The organism is uncultured Negativibacillus sp. (assembly GCF_944388365.1).
In the GTDB taxonomy this organism is placed as follows: Bacteria; Bacillota; Clostridia; order Oscillospirales; family Ruminococcaceae; genus Negativibacillus.
In genome coordinates this window covers 1-17,732 of record NZ_CALXIN010000038.1, presented here as the reverse complement: position 1 = coordinate 17,732, position 17,732 = coordinate 1, and the positions used below count along the sequence as shown (strand labels likewise).

At 54.4% G+C, this 17,732-nt stretch carries 20 protein-coding genes and 1 other annotated feature; of the genes, 9 read left to right on the top strand and 11 right to left on the bottom strand.

The window, feature by feature from the left end:
* The coding region (yqeB, locus tag Q0L39_RS06755; RefSeq protein ID WP_296627780.1) for a selenium-dependent molybdenum cofactor biosynthesis protein YqeB at positions 1-755 on the bottom strand (755 nt) is incomplete at its 3' end.
* A gap of 546 nt (positions 756-1,301) precedes the next feature.
* Entirely contained in the window at positions 1,302-2,054 is a 753-nt protein-coding gene (gene yqeC / locus Q0L39_RS06750; protein WP_296627779.1) for a selenium cofactor biosynthesis protein YqeC, read from the bottom strand.
* A gap of 182 nt (positions 2,055-2,236) precedes the next feature.
* Here yqeC and Q0L39_RS06745 point away from each other — a divergent pair, with 182 nt between their 5' ends.
* Both Q0L39_RS06745 and Q0L39_RS06740 read left to right on the top strand, forming a co-directional pair.
* On the top strand, positions 2,237-2,614 hold the full coding sequence (locus Q0L39_RS06745; protein WP_296627778.1) for a LysR family transcriptional regulator: 378 nt from the start codon (positions 2,237-2,239) through the stop codon (positions 2,612-2,614).
* A gap of 26 nt (positions 2,615-2,640) precedes the next feature.
* Entirely contained in the window at positions 2,641-3,207 is a 567-nt protein-coding gene (locus Q0L39_RS06740; protein WP_296627776.1) for a pyruvate kinase alpha/beta domain-containing protein, read from the top strand.
* Between the two features lie 451 nt (positions 3,208-3,658).
* Here Q0L39_RS06740 and Q0L39_RS06735 read toward each other — a convergent pair whose 3' ends face one another.
* The 4 genes from Q0L39_RS06735 to Q0L39_RS06720 are packed head-to-tail and all read right to left on the bottom strand — an operon-like array spanning position 3,659 to position 6,257.
* Complete coding sequence (locus Q0L39_RS06735) at positions 3,659-4,051, bottom strand: hypothetical protein (protein WP_296627775.1); 393 nt, start codon at positions 4,049-4,051, stop codon at positions 3,659-3,661.
* A gap of 10 nt (positions 4,052-4,061) precedes the next feature.
* Positions 4,062-4,244, bottom strand: coding sequence for a hypothetical protein (locus Q0L39_RS06730; protein ID WP_296627773.1), 183 nt, complete (start codon positions 4,242-4,244; stop codon positions 4,062-4,064).
* 20 nt (positions 4,245-4,264) lie between these two features.
* Positions 4,265-4,606 (bottom strand): hypothetical protein, encoded by a 342-nt coding sequence (locus Q0L39_RS06725; protein ID WP_296627772.1) that lies wholly within the window; start codon positions 4,604-4,606, stop codon positions 4,265-4,267.
* Positions 4,607-4,646: 40 nt separating this feature from the next.
* On the bottom strand, positions 4,647-6,257 hold the full coding sequence (locus Q0L39_RS06720) for a hypothetical protein (protein WP_296627770.1): 1,611 nt from the start codon (positions 6,255-6,257) through the stop codon (positions 4,647-4,649).
* Positions 6,258-6,375: 118 nt separating this feature from the next.
* Between Q0L39_RS06720 and Q0L39_RS06715 the strand changes: the two genes are divergently transcribed.
* Positions 6,376-6,813 (top strand): GNAT family N-acetyltransferase, encoded by a 438-nt coding sequence (locus tag Q0L39_RS06715; RefSeq protein WP_296627769.1) that lies wholly within the window; start codon positions 6,376-6,378, stop codon positions 6,811-6,813.
* A gap of 354 nt (positions 6,814-7,167) precedes the next feature.
* On the opposite strand, the gene pyrE is transcribed toward Q0L39_RS06715, so the two are convergent.
* Positions 7,168-7,830, bottom strand: a complete 663-nt coding sequence (gene pyrE / locus Q0L39_RS06710; protein ID WP_296627767.1) for an orotate phosphoribosyltransferase — start codon at positions 7,828-7,830, stop codon at positions 7,168-7,170.
* A gap of 238 nt (positions 7,831-8,068) precedes the next feature.
* Positions 8,069-8,337: a binding site (T-box leader), on the top strand.
* Positions 8,338-8,405: 68 nt separating this feature from the next.
* Here pyrE and Q0L39_RS06705 point away from each other — a divergent pair.
* The 3 genes from Q0L39_RS06705 to Q0L39_RS06695 all read left to right on the top strand — a co-directional run bounded on the left by Q0L39_RS06705 (position 8,406) and on the right by Q0L39_RS06695 (position 10,730).
* Positions 8,406-9,140, top strand: coding sequence for an ATP-binding cassette domain-containing protein (locus Q0L39_RS06705; RefSeq protein ID WP_296627766.1), 735 nt, complete (start codon positions 8,406-8,408; stop codon positions 9,138-9,140).
* Between the two features lie 12 nt (positions 9,141-9,152).
* Positions 9,153-9,809: a methionine ABC transporter permease gene (locus tag Q0L39_RS06700; protein WP_296627764.1), complete on the top strand. Its 657-nt coding sequence runs from the start codon at positions 9,153-9,155 to the stop codon at positions 9,807-9,809.
* A gap of 102 nt (positions 9,810-9,911) precedes the next feature.
* The gene (locus Q0L39_RS06695) at positions 9,912-10,730 is read left to right on the top strand and encodes a MetQ/NlpA family ABC transporter substrate-binding protein (RefSeq protein WP_296627762.1); all 819 of its coding nucleotides are present in this window, start codon (positions 9,912-9,914) and stop codon (positions 10,728-10,730) included.
* Positions 10,731-10,854: 124 nt separating this feature from the next.
* Here Q0L39_RS06695 and Q0L39_RS06690 read toward each other — a convergent pair whose 3' ends face one another.
* Genes Q0L39_RS06690 through Q0L39_RS06680 form a run of 3 tightly spaced genes read right to left on the bottom strand, consistent with a single transcriptional unit; the run spans position 10,855 to position 12,718 of the window.
* On the bottom strand, positions 10,855-11,520 hold the full coding sequence (locus Q0L39_RS06690) for a phenylalanine--tRNA ligase beta subunit-related protein (protein WP_296627761.1): 666 nt from the start codon (positions 11,518-11,520) through the stop codon (positions 10,855-10,857).
* A gap of 37 nt (positions 11,521-11,557) precedes the next feature.
* Positions 11,558-12,142, bottom strand: a complete 585-nt coding sequence (locus tag Q0L39_RS06685) for a chromate transporter (protein WP_296627759.1) — start codon at positions 12,140-12,142, stop codon at positions 11,558-11,560.
* A 3-nt stretch (positions 12,143-12,145) separates the two neighbouring features.
* Entirely contained in the window at positions 12,146-12,718 is a 573-nt protein-coding gene (locus Q0L39_RS06680; RefSeq protein WP_296627758.1) for a chromate transporter, read from the bottom strand.
* A 240-nt stretch (positions 12,719-12,958) separates the two neighbouring features.
* Here Q0L39_RS06680 and Q0L39_RS06675 point away from each other — a divergent pair, with 240 nt between their 5' ends.
* Positions 12,959-14,413: an MBOAT family O-acyltransferase gene (locus Q0L39_RS06675; RefSeq protein WP_296627756.1), complete on the top strand. Its 1,455-nt coding sequence runs from the start codon at positions 12,959-12,961 to the stop codon at positions 14,411-14,413.
* A gap of 15 nt (positions 14,414-14,428) precedes the next feature.
* Positions 14,429-15,808, top strand: a complete 1,380-nt coding sequence (locus Q0L39_RS06670) for a hypothetical protein (RefSeq protein ID WP_296627755.1) — start codon at positions 14,429-14,431, stop codon at positions 15,806-15,808.
* Positions 15,809-15,867: 59 nt separating this feature from the next.
* Here the strand turns inward: Q0L39_RS06670 and Q0L39_RS06665 are convergent, their stop codons facing one another.
* The gene (locus tag Q0L39_RS06665) at positions 15,868-16,098 is read right to left on the bottom strand and encodes an HPr family phosphocarrier protein (protein ID WP_296627753.1); all 231 of its coding nucleotides are present in this window, start codon (positions 16,096-16,098) and stop codon (positions 15,868-15,870) included.
* A 191-nt stretch (positions 16,099-16,289) separates the two neighbouring features.
* Between Q0L39_RS06665 and mtaB the strand changes: the two genes are divergently transcribed.
* Positions 16,290-17,585, top strand: a complete 1,296-nt coding sequence (mtaB, locus tag Q0L39_RS06660) for a tRNA (N(6)-L-threonylcarbamoyladenosine(37)-C(2))-methylthiotransferase MtaB (RefSeq protein WP_296627782.1) — start codon at positions 16,290-16,292, stop codon at positions 17,583-17,585.
* The last annotated feature ends 147 nt before the right edge of the window (positions 17,586-17,732 follow it).

The following is a 17,732-nucleotide window of genomic DNA, read 5'->3' as shown; positions in this document are numbered from 1 at the left end:
AGCACACCGCCGCCGACGGCGCGCGCCTTGTCCGACACCGAAAAGCAGTGTTCGCGCTCACAACGAGGGTCGATGTCGCCCGACTTCATTCCTGCTTTGACCGGCACGTCCGGTTGGAGAAGGCCGCGCAGGATGCCATCGATCTGTGCGACGACCGGCTGACCATCCACGGTGGCGACCACCTGACCGGCGTGCACCAGATCACCGATCGAGGCGATCGGGCAGAACCGTCCCGCACAGGGAGCGCGCAGCAGCCGCTCGGTGGTGTAGCCGCCGATGTCGCCAGGGACACCGGTGTTGGGGATGGCGCTGCCCTGATAGATGCAGCGCCCGAGGTAGTGGCCGCGCTGGGTTTCGACGACACAGGAGCAATCCTGCGGCGCAGAAAAGCCTGGTCCTACGCCGATGACGACGGGCGCCTGGTCGGCGGTAGTGCCGAGGTTTTTCTTTGCGAGGATGGCGTCGACCACCACATCAAAGCGATGCTGGGAGAGGACGGCAGCCTGCGGGTCGATGAGCAGCGGGATTTCGCCGCTGTCCCAGACCGAAGTAAGCTGCCTAGCAGAGGAGATCAGCCGCGCGGTAATCTGTTCGACGGTGGCGGCAGATTCATAGACCGCGCGGGAAAAGGCCACAGTGCGGCGCACGGTGGTCGGAGTAGCGGTTTCGGTCATAGCGACGCGGAAACCGGCGTTATATAGGCGGACAGCGATGCCGGTGGCGATGTCACCGGCGCCTTTGATCAGGATTTCCATGGAATTCTCCTTTGGGGATAGGTTGGTATTTGCTGAAACTGATGAAGAAACAAACACTTTTCTTTTGGCCTTACCTTTTCTTTTAGTAAAGAAAAGGTAAGAAAAATAGGACTTTATCACAACGAGCGATAAAACAAAATATATACCATAGAAAATAAAACGTTCAGGGGCAGAGTCCCTTTTCGATGCTGACGCACGTCTAGTGCGAGCGGAGTCCGCTCTTTCAAACGCAGATAAATTTCGTCGGAGAGCTAAAGTTTTTTCTGCGCAAAGAAAAGGTAAGAAAATATTTAATATCACAACATCGAAAACGTTCAGGTGCACAACCCCTTTTCGATGTAGGCGCACGTCTAGTGCGAGCGGACAGCAAAATGATATTTTGCGTCCGCTGAAAAGGACTTCGCCCGTTTTCCTTTGGGAATCAGTTTTCGCTGAAACTGGTGGAGAAACAAGTGCTTTTCTGGGTATCCAATTCCTTTTTCTGTGCGTCTTTTGAAATATAATATCAGATACGCAATCTGGATGAAAAGCCAGAAATTGCCTTTACTAACCCTCGCACAGGCAGACTTCCTCCTGCTGCATCGAACACAGCACAATCGGAAAAGCGGCTCCCTGTGCCCGCAGCTGTGCGGCTGTCTGCTGGGCAAGCTCCCGACGGGACGGAACGTCGCACTTGTTGAGAATCAGTCCAAACGGCAGGTCTGCGCGCACCGCTTTGTGATATCCCGCGGGACTTAAAATCACCTGCGCCATCCTTTCGGGAGTCAGCAGGCTCTCCTGCGGGACATTTAGAATCGCACTCACCAGCTGTGGACGGTGGCAGAGCTGCGCAATCGGCTGCATCAGCGCGTCGGCTCCTGCCACGCCGATGATCCGCGTTACACACGCCGGCACCACCGGCTCGTGTTCCGCCGGCGCTTTAAACGGCAGGTGCCGCGCGCCGTCCGCTTCGATCAGCACCACGTCGGCAGCAGCGCTGCACCAGTTAAAAAAGTCGTCGCTCGGCGCGCACAGCTTCTCCTGACCGGTGCGGCGTGCAAAGATCAGAATCGGTGTATCCTGTGCTGCCCAATCCTTTAAAAGCTGGGCACGGGTGAATGGAATGTCCTCCTCGAGCAGCAGCGCCGTGGGAAAAGGCGGCTGCGGCGCCATGATGTGGGTGGTGGTGGTACACAGCACCGTTTTGCCCTCCCTGGCATATTCCTGCGACAGACGGTACATCGAGCTTGTTTTGCCGCCGCCTCCGATCAGCGCAAATACGCCGCGTTCCGGCAGCTGAAGGCTGTCTTTGAGTTTCATGATGTTTTTTCCTTTTCCGTTATTTTTTGATAAACCAAACGGTTTTGCTTTTCTTATTGTAGCACAGGCGATTGAAATTATCTATTGCTCCCTTTAAAAAATATCCCTGTTCCTCCACTTTGGAACGGCGGCAAAATATGGTATAATAGCCTTATACAAAGCCGGAAGGGAGTGAGCAAGGGATGGAACAACAGCCCCTGAGCTACCGGATGCAGGTGAAAATCTGTCGGGGCGATAAATTTTTCGGACCAGGTGTGGCCCAGCTGCTGCTGCTGATCGACCAGTATCACTCGCTGCAGAAGGCCACCGAACAGATGCACATTGCGTACAGCAAGGCATGGCGGATTCTGCGGGAGGCCGAGCGCAACATCGGCGTCGAGATCATCCGCAAAAAGGTGGGAGGCGCCGGCGGCGGAGGTTCGGAGCTGACCGACGAGGGACGCGATTATCTGCAGCGGTACCTTGCCTTTGAAAAGGAAGTACGGCAGGAGGCCGACCGCTTGTTTGCAAAGTATTTTCTGGAGGTACCTGACCCACAGGCGCACCAGGATGAAACATAACGATGATGAGAACAGGAGGAAGCTTTATGACTATTTTTGAGCAGAAGGGCACTGTCAACACCGAGGAAACGCTGAAAATCGCGCTGAAAACAGCACAGGAACGCCAGATGGACATCGTGGTTACATCCAGCGAGGGCGATACTGCGCTCAGACTGATGCAGATGAGCAAGGAGGCAGGTTTTGCAGGAAAGGTTGTCTGCGTCAGCTGCGCCTACGGCTCCAAGGAGCCAGGCAAAAACCGGCTGAGCGACGAGCGACGCCGTCAGCTCACCGAGGGCGGCGTACAGGTTGTCACGGCAGCACATGCACTCAGCGGCGGCGAGCGCGGACTGACCAAGGTGTTTGGCAGTGTGCATCCGGTGGAGCTGATCGCCCACACACTGCGGATGTTCGGACAGGGCACCAAGGTCTGTGTCGAGGTAGCGCTGATGGCGCTGGACTGCGGCAGCATCGACTATGGCAAGCCGGTGGTTGCTGTCGGCGGCAGCGGCAGAGGTGCCGATACTGCTTGCGTGCTGACACCTGGATACACCGCCAGCCTGATGGAAACAAAGATTCACGAAATTTTGTGTAAACCATCGCTGATGGACTAATTAAAAGCTCCCATGTAGTCATGGGAGCTTTTTGCTGTCGGTTACGATAGAAATAAGCACTTTTCTTTTGGTCGGACAAATATGGAACATATTTTGTCCTCTTTTCTATGCAAAGAAAAGGTAAGAAAAGGTAAGAAAAACTGGCTTTTATCACACTGTATAATAAGTCCCCAAAATATAAAATCATATAAAAATAAAAATGTTAAGAGGCAGAAACCCTTTTCGATGCTGGCGTGGAGCCACTTCCACCTTCTACAATACATTGCTTTTGTGAGTGGCTCCCAGAGAATGAACTTCGTCCATTCTCCGAACATGACATAAAGAGGACACGAAATATGTTTTGTGTCCTCTCTTTTTAGTCTCAGATCGGTCCTTCCTGAGAGCTAAAATCTTTTCTGTGCAAAGAAAGAGAATAAGAAAAAGCGGTGTGCAGTATTTCTGCACGCCGCTTTTAGCAGGAGCAATTTTCGTTTGGCATCAAAACCGGTACAAGGACGATGACGAGGGTGAGGAAAAGATGTACCGCAACATTGGGGAGGGTGAAGTTATAACTGTTGGATACTTCTCCAAACTCCAGAAAAAAGCGGCAGATAAAGCCAGTCAGCGTCATGATAAGGGTGAGCAGGACAGATTTGCGGCAGACCTTTTGTGCAAATACAGCTGCCGCCATCTGTCCCATCTCGTAGTAGCCAAACAAGACGACAAAGAGGTTGAGCAGGCTGATCTGCGGCGGAAAATGCCTGGTCAGGTTGACCGCCGGAAAGGAAAAACACCCCCAAAAGACCAGAAAGATACACAGAAAGAGAAAACAGCCTTTTTTGTGGGCAGCAGCGAAATTTTTCATAGGGACCTCCTTACAGCGATTTGTTGTTGCGGTAGTGCCACAACTGCACCAGAAAGGCAATGCACCAAAGCAGTGCGCACAAAAGATTGAGCAGCTGCAGAGGGAGAGAAGTGTCGTATACAAAGTGCAGTACCGCGTTGATGGTCCAGACTACCGCCGCGGCAGCAGTCAGAATAACAGCCAGTAATTTCATGCGCACTCCTCATTTGGCAGCTAGAACAGAATCAGAGTGATCCCGTCGTTCTGCCGGCCGTAATCGACGTCGGTCTTGAGCTGCGGACAGATCTCGATGGCCTTGCGTCCGTCCGCTGTAAAAGGAGTGAAGTCCTCTCCTTTGACATAGTGGCGGATCATGCCGGAACGCTTGCGTTCAGCGCACAGCTTTAAGCACGCTGCTTTGATGGCGCCGCCTTTGCCGGACGAACCATAGCCGTGAATCACCTTCAGGGCGCGGCAGCGGGAACATTTGGCAAGGCGGATCTCCTGGCTCAGACGTACCGAGGCCTCGGAGGCAAGCGGAAAATTTCGTTCGAGATTGACGGTTTTGCAGATCAAGAATAGACAACTCCTTTGGTGGATTCAGAAAGTGAAGGATTTAAACAAAACAGAAAAAGACGGCGGAAGCCAGGAACGGAACCCAGCATCCGATCAAAACGTCGCGGTCGTTGAGCGCGATCAGTATTTTCATCAGCAAAAAATGCAGCGCCAATGCTGCCCCATAGAGCAGGCAGGCAAAGGCAGCGGTGTTTCCGTGCAGGATGGAGAAAACCAGCAGCACAAAGCACAGCGGCAGCAGAAAAACGGCGTACAGCGCGATGCGAAGCGGAAGATTTTCCTTTGTTTTGAGCGGCTCCTCCAGCTGCAAAAACAGATAGATCAGCAGCACGGAAGAAGCACAGATTACAACGGCGGAGAAGCTGGCAACATAGCCCGAAAGCATCCACGGGTAAAACAGCCACAGATAAAACAGCATCAGCAGCACCAGCAAAACTTCCAGTCCCGAACAAAACAGCGTCCGCTTCCAGGAGGTTTTGAGCGGCTTAAACCGATGCAGAATCGGGACGCCCATCAGTCTGGAAAACACAAGGATGCAGCCCAGCAGACACAGCAGGGTCAGTCCCAGCGTGAGAAACAGCGGAGAAGCAGCATCTTGGCAGATAAGCCAGAGGATCGGGCAGGCAATCAGCGCGCACACCCAGCAAAGAATCAGGATGCCAAACAGCTTTCCCTTTTTTTCGGCAGTAAACGGAGAAGGGATGCCGTAGGAGATGGTGGGCGCATACTGCGGCGCCATCAGCACGCCGCAGCCAAGGCAGATAAACAGCAGCACCGGCGCCGCTGTCAAAAGCAGCTGGCGCAGCGAAGGCAGAAAGGAGTGTTCCAGCAGCGTCTGACCGCAGATGCGGTTGACAAAGCTCGACAGCTCGCTGAGCGTCTGGGCATTGGTGGGAACCAGCGGGTGAAAGCCCGCGTCGGCAATCGCCAGCGACACCTGATTTTGGCTGGCGTGATAGACGCCGCCGACATGGATGATCTGATCGCCCGAAAACTTGTTGTACATCAGCGTCATCTGGTAAGGCGAGGCGATGTCGTCGCCGTTGGAGGTCATCAGCAGCATCGGCTGACGCACCATCTCGGGCGAAAGCGCATTGATCCAGTCGCTCTGGTTGTGGTAGTTGCCGTCGACAATGATGGCGTCGTCGACCAACTGGGTGTTGAGGGTCGGTGCAATCAGCGCGGCAGCCTTTGCCGTCAGACTGCCGTAAACGATCTCATCCAGCAGGACATCGGCGCCGTCATGAAAGCCGATCCAGACCTGCTGCTCGGTGGAACATCCGCTCTGCGCGGTCAGCTCGTTTGCCGCAGCCTCAAAAAAGGACACCTGATCCTCCGGCAGCACATAGGGAAAGCCAGGATGATCTGCCACCAGCACCGGATACCCTGCATCGAGCAGCTGGCGCAGAAGTGCTTTGTGGGCAAAGCCATCCTTTGGACAGCAGAGCAGAAAGGCGGTGTCGCCCTCTCCCGAATAGAACGAAGTTTCAATCTGAGATGCTTCGCCGCTGGAGGAAGCGGAGCAGGAAATCTTCTGCGGTTTTGCAGAAAAGAGTGGGTCCAGCAGCAACAGACCCGCCAGACAAAGCACCAGACAGATTGCCGATACTATCAGGATATTTTTAGGGGTGAGATGTTTTTTAATGCTCATAGCAAAACCACCTTCCTGCCGATTGATTTTGTTTTATTATACATCGGAAAAAGAGGTGGTGCAAGGAGAAGGGTTTTGTGGTATGCTTGTTTTTATCAACAGGATAGGAGGCGAGGAAATGCAGCTTTGTTATTCACCGATTGCACCGGAGGATGTGGAAAACATCCTTGCGATGCAGAAAGAACTGATCGAACGCTATGAGGACCTCGACGCCATCGACTGCCAAAAGGTATTTGCATGGTGTAGGAGAAAGATCGAGGCGCAGATGCAGGATTACCGCAAAATCCTGTGCGACGGTGTCACGGCGGGCTACTATGCGCTGCATCGTCAGGGAGAGGAATGGGAGCTTGACGATCTGTACCTCTATCCTGCGTTTCAGGGAAAGGGCATCGGTACGGTAGTGCTGCAAAAGGTGATTGCCGACACCGCGCCTGCGGGACTGTTTTTGTATGTCTTTGTCAAAAACACCGGCGCGGTGCGGCTGTACGAGCGGCTGGGTTTTGTCCTGTCCGAACAGGTAGGAAGCACCCGACAGATTCTGCGGCTGCAAAGGTAGCGGGCAGGAGCGGACGGCAAGACAGACACGGTGCGGCTGTATGAGCGGCTGGGTTTTGTCCTGTCCGAGCAGGTAGGCAGCACCCGACAGATTCTGCACCTGCAAAGGTAGCGGGCAGGAGCGGACGGCAAGACAGACACGGTGCGGCTGTACGAGCGGATGGGGTTTGTCCTGTCCGAACAGGTAGGCAGCACCCGACAGATTCTGCGGCTGCAACGGTAGTGGACAGGAGTAGACGGTCGAGCAGGTGGGCAGCACCCGACAGATTCTGCGCCTGCAACGGTAGCAGGATGGGCACTGCACAAAAAAATCCCGCACAGCAAACGCTGTGCGGGATTTTGCGTTTTAGCAGGATTACAGGATGCAGTACTGCTCCATGTATTTTTCCATGTCGGCAAGGACGGTTGCGTACTCCGGTTTTTCCTTGAGGTACTCATGGATGTCAGCAACGGTGATGATGGCATGAACGTTGATGCCAAACTCCTCTTTGACTTCCATGACAGCGGTCTTGCCTGCGTGCTGGCCGACCTCACAGCGGTTGACCGAGATGAACATGTCCGGGATGGTTACCTTGGCTGCGCTCTGCAGAATCGGAACGGTCTCGCGGACAGCGGTGCCGGCAGTGATAACGTCCTCGATGATGATGATGCGGTCGCCGTCCTTTGGCTGATAGCCGACCAGGTTGCCGCCTTCACCGTGGTCCTTTGCCTCTTTGCGGTTAAAGAAGTAAGGTTTGTCGATGTTATATTCTCTTGCCAGAGCGCCGGCTGCGGAGGTTGCCAGCGGAATGCCCTTGTAAGCTGGGCCGAACATTGCGTCAAAGTTGTCGCCACAGTTTTCCATGATGCACTGTGCATAGAACTTGCCCAGGGTGGAAATCTGCGCACCGGTCTTGTAGTTGCCGGTGTTGACAAAGTATGGGGAGAGTCTGCCGCTCTTGGTTTTGAACTGGCCAAAACGAAGTACGTCAGCGCTCATCATAAATTCGATAAATTCTTTTTTTGCAGCGGAAATCATGATGCCACATTCCTTTCTTCTGATCGGGATTTTGGTCGCCTTTGCAAGCGAAAATCTTCTCCTCCTAGTTTACCACAGCTTGAAAAATGGTACAAGCACAAGCGCAAAATTTCTTTAAAATCCTGCAAAAGGCAGGAATTTTTGTTGAAAACATCTAAATTTAAGCCTGGAAAATAAGAAAAGTTTGTTGTTGACTTAGCGCGCTAAAGTGATTATAATAAGACTCAAACAAAAAAACGCAAAGACGATGAAGAGAAGAGTAGACGCTCAAAACCGTCACAGAGAGTCCCGGCAGCTGAAAAGGGATACGAACTTTGTGTGTCGAAGATGGTCTCGGAGTTGCGCGCTGAGCCGGAAAGGTCCGGTTAGGTTGCGACGGGGTCGCCCGTTACAGCGATACGGCATAATCAGAGAAGTTTGCTCTGCCGTGCCGGATGAGGTCCGCTCTGTGAGGAGCGGGCAAACTGAGGTGGTACCACGAAGCGAGTTTAAGCTCTCGTCCTCGGAATTTCATTTTCCGGGGATGAGGGCTTTTTTTATTCCTCTCCTCGGCTCAAAAACAGGGAGGCAGAAGGATGATCGAAATAAAAAACCTGTCCAAACATTTTGATAGTGCAAGCAGGGTCGATGCGTTGCAGAACGTGAATCTCACCGTCGAGGACGGCGACATCTGCGGCATCATCGGCATGAGCGGTGCGGGCAAGAGCACCCTGCTGCGGTGCATCTCGATGCTGGAAACTCCGACCGAGGGCAGCATCGAGATCGACGGCAAGGACATTTTTTCGCTCAAAGGCAGGGAGCTTTTGGAGCTGCGGCGGCAGATGGGCGTCGTGTTTCAGGGGTATAACCTGCTGATGCAGCGCACCATCTATAAAAACATCGCTTTTCCGCTCGAGCTTGTAAAGACTCCCAAGCAGGAGCTGGAAAAGCGGGTCGGCGAGCTGCTCGAGCTGGTGGGACTTTCGGACAAAGCACAGATGTATCCGGCGCAGCTTTCGGGCGGACAGCGGCAGAGAGTGGCGATTGCCAGAGCGCTGGCGAGCAATCCGAAGGTATTGCTTTGCGACGAGCCGACCAGCGCGCTCGACCCGCTGACCACCCGCTCGATTTTGAAGCTGCTCCAGCAGATCAACCGCACACTGGGCGTCACCATCCTCATCATCACCCACGAGATCGGTGTGGTCAGAAGCATCTGTAACCGTGTGGCGGTCATCGAGGCGGGCAGCATCGCCGAACAGGGAAAGACCGAACAGGTCTTTGCCAATCCACAGTCGCAGGCAGCAAAACAGCTGCTGGACACCGCGTTTTAGGAGGGAAATGGTATGATTGAAAATTTGGATATGTTGTTAAACGGAACGCTGGAAACGCTGTATATGAGCCTTACGTCGGTGGTATTTGCCTACCTGCTGGGACTGCCGCTGGGTGTGCTGGTGGTATCCACCGCGCCGCACGGCATCCATCCCAGCCGCCGGCTGCACACCATCCTCGGATGGATCATCGACATCGGACGCTCGATCCCCTTTATCATTCTGATCGTCGACCTGTTCCCGCTCACCCGCGCGATTGTCGGCAAGATCATCGGCCCAACCGCCGCTGTCGTTCCGCTGGTCGTCGCTGCCACTCCTTTTGTGGCGCGGATGGTGGAAACCTCGCTGGAGGAGGTCGACCAGGGCGTCGTAGAGGCGGCGCGGACGATGGGCGCCACCGGCTGGGAGATCATCTGCAAGGTTCTGCTGCCTGAGTCGGTGCCTTCGCTGCTGCGAGGAATGTCCATCACCACCATCACCCTCATCGGCTATTCGGCGATGGCAGGCGCTATCGGTTCGGGCGGACTGGGCGACATCGCCATCCGCTACGGAATGCACCGCTACGACGGCGCAATGATGAACATTACCTTGGTGCTCATCATCGTGATTGTAGCCGTCATCCAGCTGGGCTTTAACCGAACCGCCGCCCGTGTGGATCGCCGCCTGCGATAGGATAAAATTATCCGCCCTCTGAGAGAGGGCATCGTTAAAATCGACAACACAGATCGTTTTTGTGTGTAATAAATCGAAAAAAAGAGAAGAGAGGTATTTTTTATGAAAGCAAACAAATGGACAGCAGTACTTTTAACCGCAGCACTCACCCTTTCGCTCGCCGGATGCGGCAGCCAGAAGAGCGGCCCTGTCAAGGAGGGCAGCATCGTGGTCGGCGCATCGCCGTCGCCACATGCCGAGATTCTCGAGGCGGTCAGCGACCAGCTTGCCGAGCAGGGCTATACACTGGAAATCACCGAATTTACCGACTACGTTATGCCAAATACCGCACTGGAGGAAGGAGAGCTGGACGCAAACTTTTTCCAGCACAAGCCGTACCTGGACGACTTTAACGAGAAAAACGGCACCCATCTGACCAGCGCAGCAGCTATCCACTTTGAGCCGCTGGGCATCTACGGCGGCAAGACCGCAGATTTAAGCCAGCTTGCCGACGGCGCACAGATTGCCGTTCCAAACGACACCACCAACGAGGCAAGAGCCTTGCAGCTGCTGCAGGCACAGGGCATCATCGAAATCGACCCTGACGCCGGTCTGGAAGCGACCAAGCAGGACATCACCGCCAATCCGCACAATGTAGAGATCGTGGAGATGGAGGCTGCCCAGCTGCCGCGCACCCTCTCGGATGTTGACTTTGCAGTCATCAACGGCAACTATGCCGTTGCAGCAGGCATCGCCGATCAGGTGCTGGTCAGCGAGGAAAAGACCTCCGAAGCTGCACAGCAGTACGCCAACATCGTGGCAGTGCGCGAAGGTGATGAGGACCGCGAGGACATTCAGGCATTGATCAAAGCGCTGCAGTCCGATGAAGTCAGGGAGTTTATCGAAGAGACCTACGGCAACACCGTTGTTCCGGTCTTTTAATCTAAACCACCAAGCTATGTAGTAATTGAAAATAGAAGGACAGCAAAAAACGCATGGAAGTTTCCATGCGTTTTTTGTATTGTGGTTGTTTCGTTTCATCAAAGGGCATCCTTATGAAGAGGGATTAGCCTTCGATGATTTTGCGCTCGATATTGACGGCGCTGCAATATTCCTTCAGCGCACGCTCGGCGTCGTCGAGCACCGCTGCAAGATCGCTGGTACCATCCACACCAAAGACGCACAGCAGCAGACGATGTGTCTGCTCGGTAATCATCGCACGGGTGCTGTCGCTGTTGGGATTGCCAAACCAGCCCAGCTCATCCTTGAGCACCGGCAGAAATTCGATGTTGACTGCGTCCTTGCCGATGCCCTGATAGTGGACGCCCTGACCGGTGACCGACCAGCAGACCGGACCTTGCAGCTTGTCGAGGTCATAGCTGCCCAGCGAATAGCCGCTGCGCACCGAAACGAGGTTGTTTGTCTCCACCACGTTGTTGATGTGGTAAAGGCCCTTGCCCTGAAGGATGCGGCGGTGCATCGCTTCGGCAGAGTTGCGGTAGCGCTGAACGTCCTTGCCGAGCGCCGCACAGCAGGCGCGGGTCTGGGCGATGTGGGGCTTTTGTTTGATCTGTTCGATGGTCATGGTGTCGCACAGCTGCTGGCAGAGGCTGTCGATTTCCGAAAGCAGGGCTTCGCTGCTTTGTGTGACAGTGACCTCGCACTGGATGCAGCCCAGTGTCGCCGGCTGCCAGCGTTTTTTCAGTTCAGGGTCGATGGTAATAGGAATCATCGAAACGGTTGCCTTCTTTCCAGAGAGTAAATTGATTTTATCCTGCATAGCGCACGCCGGTCAGATAGTAGAGCACAAGCCCCAGCACACCGGCGCCGATCATCACATAGATGGGATTGAGCTTCCATTTGCGCAGCCCGACCAGTGCGCCGACAAAGAGCAGCACACCGATCCAGTCGACCATGGAAGGATCAAGCGAGATGTTGCCGCTGTCCCAGAACGCCATCACCATGATGGACAGTCCTGCCGAAGCAATCATCGAAACGACCGCCGGACGCAGTCCGCCCAGCACGCCCTGAACCACCGAGAGATTGCGGTAGCGGAAGTACACCCATGCCAGCGTCAATACGATGATGCAGGAAGGGCAGACACAGCCGATGGTGGCGATGATGGCGCCCGGCAGTCCTGCAATCTGGATGCCGACGAAGGTCGCCGAGTTGATGGCGATCGGGCCAGGAGTCATCTGGGAGATGGTGATGATGTCCACAAACTGCTGCATGGTCATCCAGCCGTGCAGGTCGACCACCTGATGCTGGATCAACGGCATGGCGGCATAGCCTCCGCCGATGCTGAACAGTCCGATCTGGAAAAAGCTCCAGAACAATTCGAGCAGTACGGTCATGGGTTACGCACCTGCCTTTCCGTTTTTCTCGTCGTGCAAGGTGGCGAGCAGTCCGATGACGGCGCAGACCAGAATGATGACGATGACATTGACATCAAACACGCAGGCGGCGATAAAGGAACCTGCCATGATGAGGATGGGCAGCAGCTTTTTGCGCTTGAGGATGTCCCAGCCCATGGTGATGACGACGTCGGCGATGACGGCAGCCACACCGGCCTGCATGCCGCGCAGCACCAGCTGAACGATCAGGCTGCTCTGGAAGGCGGCGTAGGCCAGCGAAATCACCGACAGGATGATCAGCGGCGGCAGCACCGTACCCACCACGGTGACCAGTGCGCCGACCAGACCTGCCAGACGGTAGCCGATCAGGATAGAGGCGTTGACGGCGATGGCACCAGGCGCCGATTGGGCGATGGCGGTCAGGTCGAGCATCTCCTCCTCCTCGATCCAGTGGTACTGCTCCACAAACTTTTTGCGCATCAGCGGAATGATGACATATCCTCCGCCGAAGGTGAATGCGCTCAGGGAGAAGGTGGAGGTAAATAATTTGCGGTAGAATGATAAATCTTTCTTCAAACCCTCATCTCCATTGCAATAAGATAAAGTTATTATAGAAGAAAGGAAAAGAAAAGTCGAGGGCATCTTTGTCCTTTTTGCGGAAAAAATGCGGACGAAAAACGGCTGCTTTTTGATGGAATGATAGAAATTTTATCTCAGAAACGGATAGAACCAGCCTCGCAAATTGACGAAACCGTACAAAAATAGTACCATGGACAGGTTATCACCTTGATGTGAAAAGAAAGGAGAAAGCAAGAGATGGCTTTTACCAGCTCGATCTTTTTGTTTGTATGTTTTCCGCTGTGGGTCGGCGGTTATTATCTGGTGGAGCTTTTGCAAAAACGGGTGCCGTTTCTGCAAAAGCTGCGGCTTTGTGATGTTGCACTGGTGGGAATATCCCTGTTTTTCTATGCGTGGGGATCACTGGACAGTGCTGTCTGGATGGTCGGCATGATACTGCTGGTCTTTCTGCTGGGTCAGCTCATCGAGCGCACACCGGCGCAGACAGCCGCTTCCAGACTGGCGGTCGGCTGTTCCGTGCTGGTGGTCACGATAGGACTTGCCTGCTTTAAGTATGCTGTCTTTGTGTCCCAGAACCTGTCGCGGCTGTTTTCGCTGTCGCTGCGTGTGGCAGACATCGCAGCGCCGCTGGGCATCTCGTTTATCACCTTCTCGTCGATTTCCTATTTTATGGACATCTACCGCCGCCAGGCAAAGGCGGGAACGCTGTTGGATGCAGCGCTGTACCTCAGCTTTTTCCCCAAGGTCATCTCCGGCCCGATCGAGCGTTGGAAGGACTTTGCACCGCAGGTGCGTGGAACACGGCGCACCTGTACCGCCGAGCAGTTTGTCTGGGGCATCGACCGCCTCCTCATCGGCATGGGCAAAAAGCTGATTCTGGCGGACACCTTCGGTGCGCTCATCGCCGAGATTCAGACCAATGCTGCCACCGGTATGGACATGGCGACAGCATGGGGAGCAGCGTTTTTGTACATGCTCCAGCTCTACTATGACTTTGCAGGCTATTCGGACATGGCGCTGGGATTGTCGGCGATGTTCGGCATCCGCCTGAAGGAAAACTTTCACTTTCCTTATCGCTCCCAGTCGATCGGTGAATTCTGGCGCAGATGGCACATCTCGCTGGGCAGCTGGTTTCGGGAGTATCTGTACATCCCGCTGGGCGGCAACCGCAAAGGCTTTGCGCGCACGCTGCTCAATCTGTTCATCGTCTTTCTGGTCACCGGCATCTGGCACGGAGCAGGCTGGAACTATGTGCTGTGGGGCGTCATCAACGGCGTGTGCGTCGTGGTGGAACGCTGTATCCGCGACAAAACCTGGTACCAGCGCACGCCTGCATTGGTGCGCTGGGCAGTGACCATGTTCATCGTGCTGCTGAGCTGGCAGGTGTTCCGTTTAAGCTCGCTGTCCGAAATCGGCCAGTACTTTGGCGTGATGTTCGGGTCGGTGCGCTTTGAACAGCCAAACTTTACCTGGCAGTATTACTTTGACCTGCGCACCGTCGTGCTGATGGCGATAGGTACCGTGGGCGCAGTGCTGTTCGAGGGAAAATGGGCGGATCGTCTGGTGCAGAAAACCAGAGAGCAGCCGGCGCTGTTCTGCCTTTCCCAGCTGGTGCTTCTGCTCATTGGCGTGCTTGCGGTGCTGTGTATGGTCAATTCCACTTACAGCCCGTTTCTCTACTTCCAGTATTAAAAGGAGGAAAATTGGATGAAAAAATTACAAATCGGAATGATTGTCCTCTTTTTTGTGCTGCTGGCAGTGCCGATGGTGCTGTTTAACTGGGAGGAAAATGTGGTGTCCGAGATCGATAACCGCAAGCTTACCAACAATCCCTTTGGTCCCAATGCCACTGAGGGAGCGGATCTCACCAGTGCACTGGAGAGCTATGTGTCCGACCGCATAGGTCTGCGCGACCAGATGATTCTGGCGTACACCCAGCTCAACGATACGCTGTTTCATAAGATGATCCACCCGCTGTACGAGTACGGCAAGGACGACTATGTCTTTTTTAAGCAGAAGCCGAATATTCAGCTGAGCGACTATCATCTTGCCTTTGCCGATATGCTCGCCGAGATTCAGGACTACTGCACACAGCGCGGCGTGCCGTTTCTGTTTGTGTTCGATCCCGAAAAGGCGTCGATCTACCCTGACAAACTGCGCGAAGGCATCAATTACGACAACAGCTGGGTGCAGGAATTTGAGGCGGAGCTGGATAAACGCGGTGTGCGCTACATCGACAACACCGAGCTGCTCCGGCAGAAGCGCGAAGAGGGAGAACAGGTCTTTAATCAGATGTACAACGCCGGACACTGGAACGACCTGGGAGCATTTTACGGCGTGAACAACCTCCTGTCGGCGCTGTCCGAGGATTTTGCAGCCATCCAGCCCAATGAAAAGAGCGATTTTGCCATCACCGAAAAGCTCAATGAGACGCTGTTGTCCTCTCAGTTTCCGATCCACGAGTATGAGCCGTCGTTCGGACGGCTGTGTCCGCTGGAGGTAAAGACCGACCAATACGACGCCGAGGTGGTGCGCAACAGCCAGCACCGCGGCTTTGGCTACTTTGTCAACGAGGAGAACAAGCAGGCAGGCGCACCAAAGACGCTGGTCTTTCAGGGCAGCTATATGAACGAGATGGGCTTTAAGTTTTTGCAGACCGGTCTGGGCGAGTACATCTATGTGCACAACTATGAGAATCTGCTCAACTTCGACTATTATTTCAACATCTTCCAGCCGGAGTGCGTCGTGGTGGAGGCAGCGGAATACACCATCAACAGCTCCTACTTTAACGAGCAGGGAGTCAAGGACTTTGCACTGTCGCCGGTGCTGGACACCGAACAGCTGCCGCAGCCGTCTCAGTCGATCGACGTGCAGGTGACCGACGGACAGACGCTTTCGACGGTGACAGTCGCAGAGCTGCCGGACTGCCAGTGGGCGTACCTTGTGTCCGATGGAAAGGTATATGACCTCGATGGAGAGACTGGCAGCGCCAGCATGGAAAAGTCCGCGCTGAACCGACAGGACATGGTGGTAGCGGCAGTGTCGTCGGACGGCAGCATCACCACCTATCAGGCGGTCGAACATTGATTTTCGGAAGAAAACAGAGAGGGGACAGCCGATTGGCTGTCCCCTCTCTGTTAAAGGATTTACCGGATGATAAATGGCTTGATCTCGTTTAAAAAGTCGGCGCAGTCGTCCGAATGAATCTCCATCTCGATCTCTTTGGAAAGATCCAGACTGAAGATACCCATGATGGATTTTGCATCCACCGCGTATCTGCCGGAGAGGAGGTCGACGTCGAAGTCGTATTTGGCGACAGTATTGACAAAGCTCTTGACATCATTGATGGTTTTGAGCATGATTTTTTCCCGTTTCATGAAAAATCTCCCCTTTGTATGGTAATATCTACCGAATTTCGATTGAACATTTTGTCGAAAGGCGGTTGTATTTAGTATTTAAATTCATTATAATTTATTTAAATCTCATTTTCAATAGTCCAACAGGATTTCGTTATTTTTTGCACCGAAAGGATCAGACCACCGGCAGTTTGCCGGAGAAAAGAGGAACCATGCGAGCAGCTTTTTACACCTTGGGATGCAAGGTGAACCAATATGAAACCCAAGTTTTGATGCAGCAGTTTGCCGCCGACGGCTATGACATCGTGGACAGCAGCGATGCTGCCGACGTCTATATCATCAACTCCTGCACCGTCACCGCCTCGGGCGACAAAAAGACCCGTCAGATCATCCACCGCATGAAGCGCCAGAGCCCGGGAGCAGCTATCGCTCTGACCGGCTGCTTCCCGCAGGCCTTTCCAGAGGAGGCGCAGAAGCTCAGCGAGGTGGACATTCTGGTGGGCGCCGGAGAGAAAAAGCAGGTGCTTTCCTACGTCAACCAGTTTCTGCGCGACGGCAAGCGGATCGTCAAAATCACGCCGCATACCCGCGACGAACATTTTGAAAGGATGAAGGCGGACAGCTTTTTGGAGCGCACCCGCGCCTTTGTCAAGATTCAGGACGGCTGCGAACATTACTGCGCCTACTGCATCATTCCGTATGCCCGCGGATTCAACCGCTCCAAGCCGCTGGAGGACTTAAAGCTCGAACTGTACGACCTGAGCGCCAAAGGTTACAAGGAGGTCGTGCTGGTGGGCATCGACCTGTCCAGCTACGGCAAGGACATCGGCTGCCATCTGGTGGACGCAGTGACCCTGGCGTGCACCACCGACGGCATCGAGCGGGTGCGCTTAGGATCGCTGGAACCGCTGATGCTCACCGACAAAAATCTGGAGATTCTGGCGTCGCTGCCAAAGTTTTGTCCACAGTTTCATCTGTCGCTGCAAAGCGGCTGTGACGCGACCTTAAAGCGGATGAACCGCCACTATGACACCGCCTTTTACCGCGAGCTGGTCGCGCGGATTCGGACAAAATTTGACAACCCTTCCATCACCACCGACATCATGGTGGGCTTCCCTGGCGAGACCGAGGAGGAATTTGCACAGTCGCTTGCCTTTGCAGAGGAGATTGGCTTTGGCAAGGTGCACGTGTTTGCCTATTCGATTCGCCCGGGCACCCGCGCCGCCAAGATGCCCGATCAGCTGACCAACCACCAGAAGGAGGAGCGCAGCCACCGCATGATTGAGGTGACCGAGCGCGGCCGCGCCGAATTTCTGTGCGCGCAGGTGGGCAAGGTGGAGAGCGTGCTGTTTGAGACACAGCAGCCGGACGGCACCCAGCACGGTTACACCAAAAACTACACGCCGGTCTTTGTCAAGAGCGACAAGGACCTGTGCGGAGAGATTTGTGATGTGCGCATCACCGCAGTACAGGGCGACGGCTGCCTAGCCGAGCTGATGAGCGAATAGAGAAGGAAACAAGGTTTCCTTCTCCGAACCTTTATTCATTGCAGGAAGGTTCCTACAAAGACCGATTTGCAGGGGGGCTTCCCGCCCCTGCACCCCGGGGTCCATTTCCTATCGCGAGGAAATGGACGAAAGGCGCGCCAAAAACCT

What these genes read in the sequence shown, in the direction of transcription:
- yqeC (WP_296627779.1), bottom strand. Translation starts at nt 2,054, where the DNA reads ATGAAACTCAAAGACAGCCTTCAGCTGCCGGAACGCGGCGTATTTGCG.
- Q0L39_RS06745 (WP_296627778.1), top strand. Translation starts at nt 2,237, where the DNA reads ATGGAACAACAGCCCCTGAGCTACCGGATGCAGGTGAAAATCTGTCGG.
- Q0L39_RS06740 (WP_296627776.1), top strand. Translation starts at nt 2,641, where the DNA reads ATGACTATTTTTGAGCAGAAGGGCACTGTCAACACCGAGGAAACGCTG.
- Q0L39_RS06735 (WP_296627775.1), bottom strand. Translation starts at nt 4,051, where the DNA reads ATGAAAAATTTCGCTGCTGCCCACAAAAAAGGCTGTTTTCTCTTTCTG.
- Q0L39_RS06730 (WP_296627773.1), bottom strand. Translation starts at nt 4,244, where the DNA reads ATGAAATTACTGGCTGTTATTCTGACTGCTGCCGCGGCGGTAGTCTGG.
- Q0L39_RS06720 (WP_296627770.1), bottom strand. Translation starts at nt 6,257, where the DNA reads ATGAGCATTAAAAAACATCTCACCCCTAAAAATATCCTGATAGTATCG.
- Q0L39_RS06715 (WP_296627769.1), top strand. Translation starts at nt 6,376, where the DNA reads ATGCAGCTTTGTTATTCACCGATTGCACCGGAGGATGTGGAAAACATC.
- pyrE (WP_296627767.1), bottom strand. Translation starts at nt 7,830, where the DNA reads ATGATTTCCGCTGCAAAAAAAGAATTTATCGAATTTATGATGAGCGCT.
- Q0L39_RS06705 (WP_296627766.1), top strand. Translation starts at nt 8,406, where the DNA reads ATGATCGAAATAAAAAACCTGTCCAAACATTTTGATAGTGCAAGCAGG.
- Q0L39_RS06700 (WP_296627764.1), top strand. Translation starts at nt 9,153, where the DNA reads ATGATTGAAAATTTGGATATGTTGTTAAACGGAACGCTGGAAACGCTG.
- Q0L39_RS06695 (WP_296627762.1), top strand. Translation starts at nt 9,912, where the DNA reads ATGAAAGCAAACAAATGGACAGCAGTACTTTTAACCGCAGCACTCACC.
- Q0L39_RS06690 (WP_296627761.1), bottom strand. Translation starts at nt 11,520, where the DNA reads ATGATTCCTATTACCATCGACCCTGAACTGAAAAAACGCTGGCAGCCG.
- Q0L39_RS06685 (WP_296627759.1), bottom strand. Translation starts at nt 12,142, where the DNA reads ATGACCGTACTGCTCGAATTGTTCTGGAGCTTTTTCCAGATCGGACTG.
- Q0L39_RS06675 (WP_296627756.1), top strand. Translation starts at nt 12,959, where the DNA reads ATGGCTTTTACCAGCTCGATCTTTTTGTTTGTATGTTTTCCGCTGTGG.
- Q0L39_RS06670 (WP_296627755.1), top strand. Translation starts at nt 14,429, where the DNA reads ATGAAAAAATTACAAATCGGAATGATTGTCCTCTTTTTTGTGCTGCTG.
- Q0L39_RS06665 (WP_296627753.1), bottom strand. Translation starts at nt 16,098, where the DNA reads ATGAAACGGGAAAAAATCATGCTCAAAACCATCAATGATGTCAAGAGC.
- mtaB (WP_296627782.1), top strand. Translation starts at nt 16,290, where the DNA reads ATGCGAGCAGCTTTTTACACCTTGGGATGCAAGGTGAACCAATATGAA.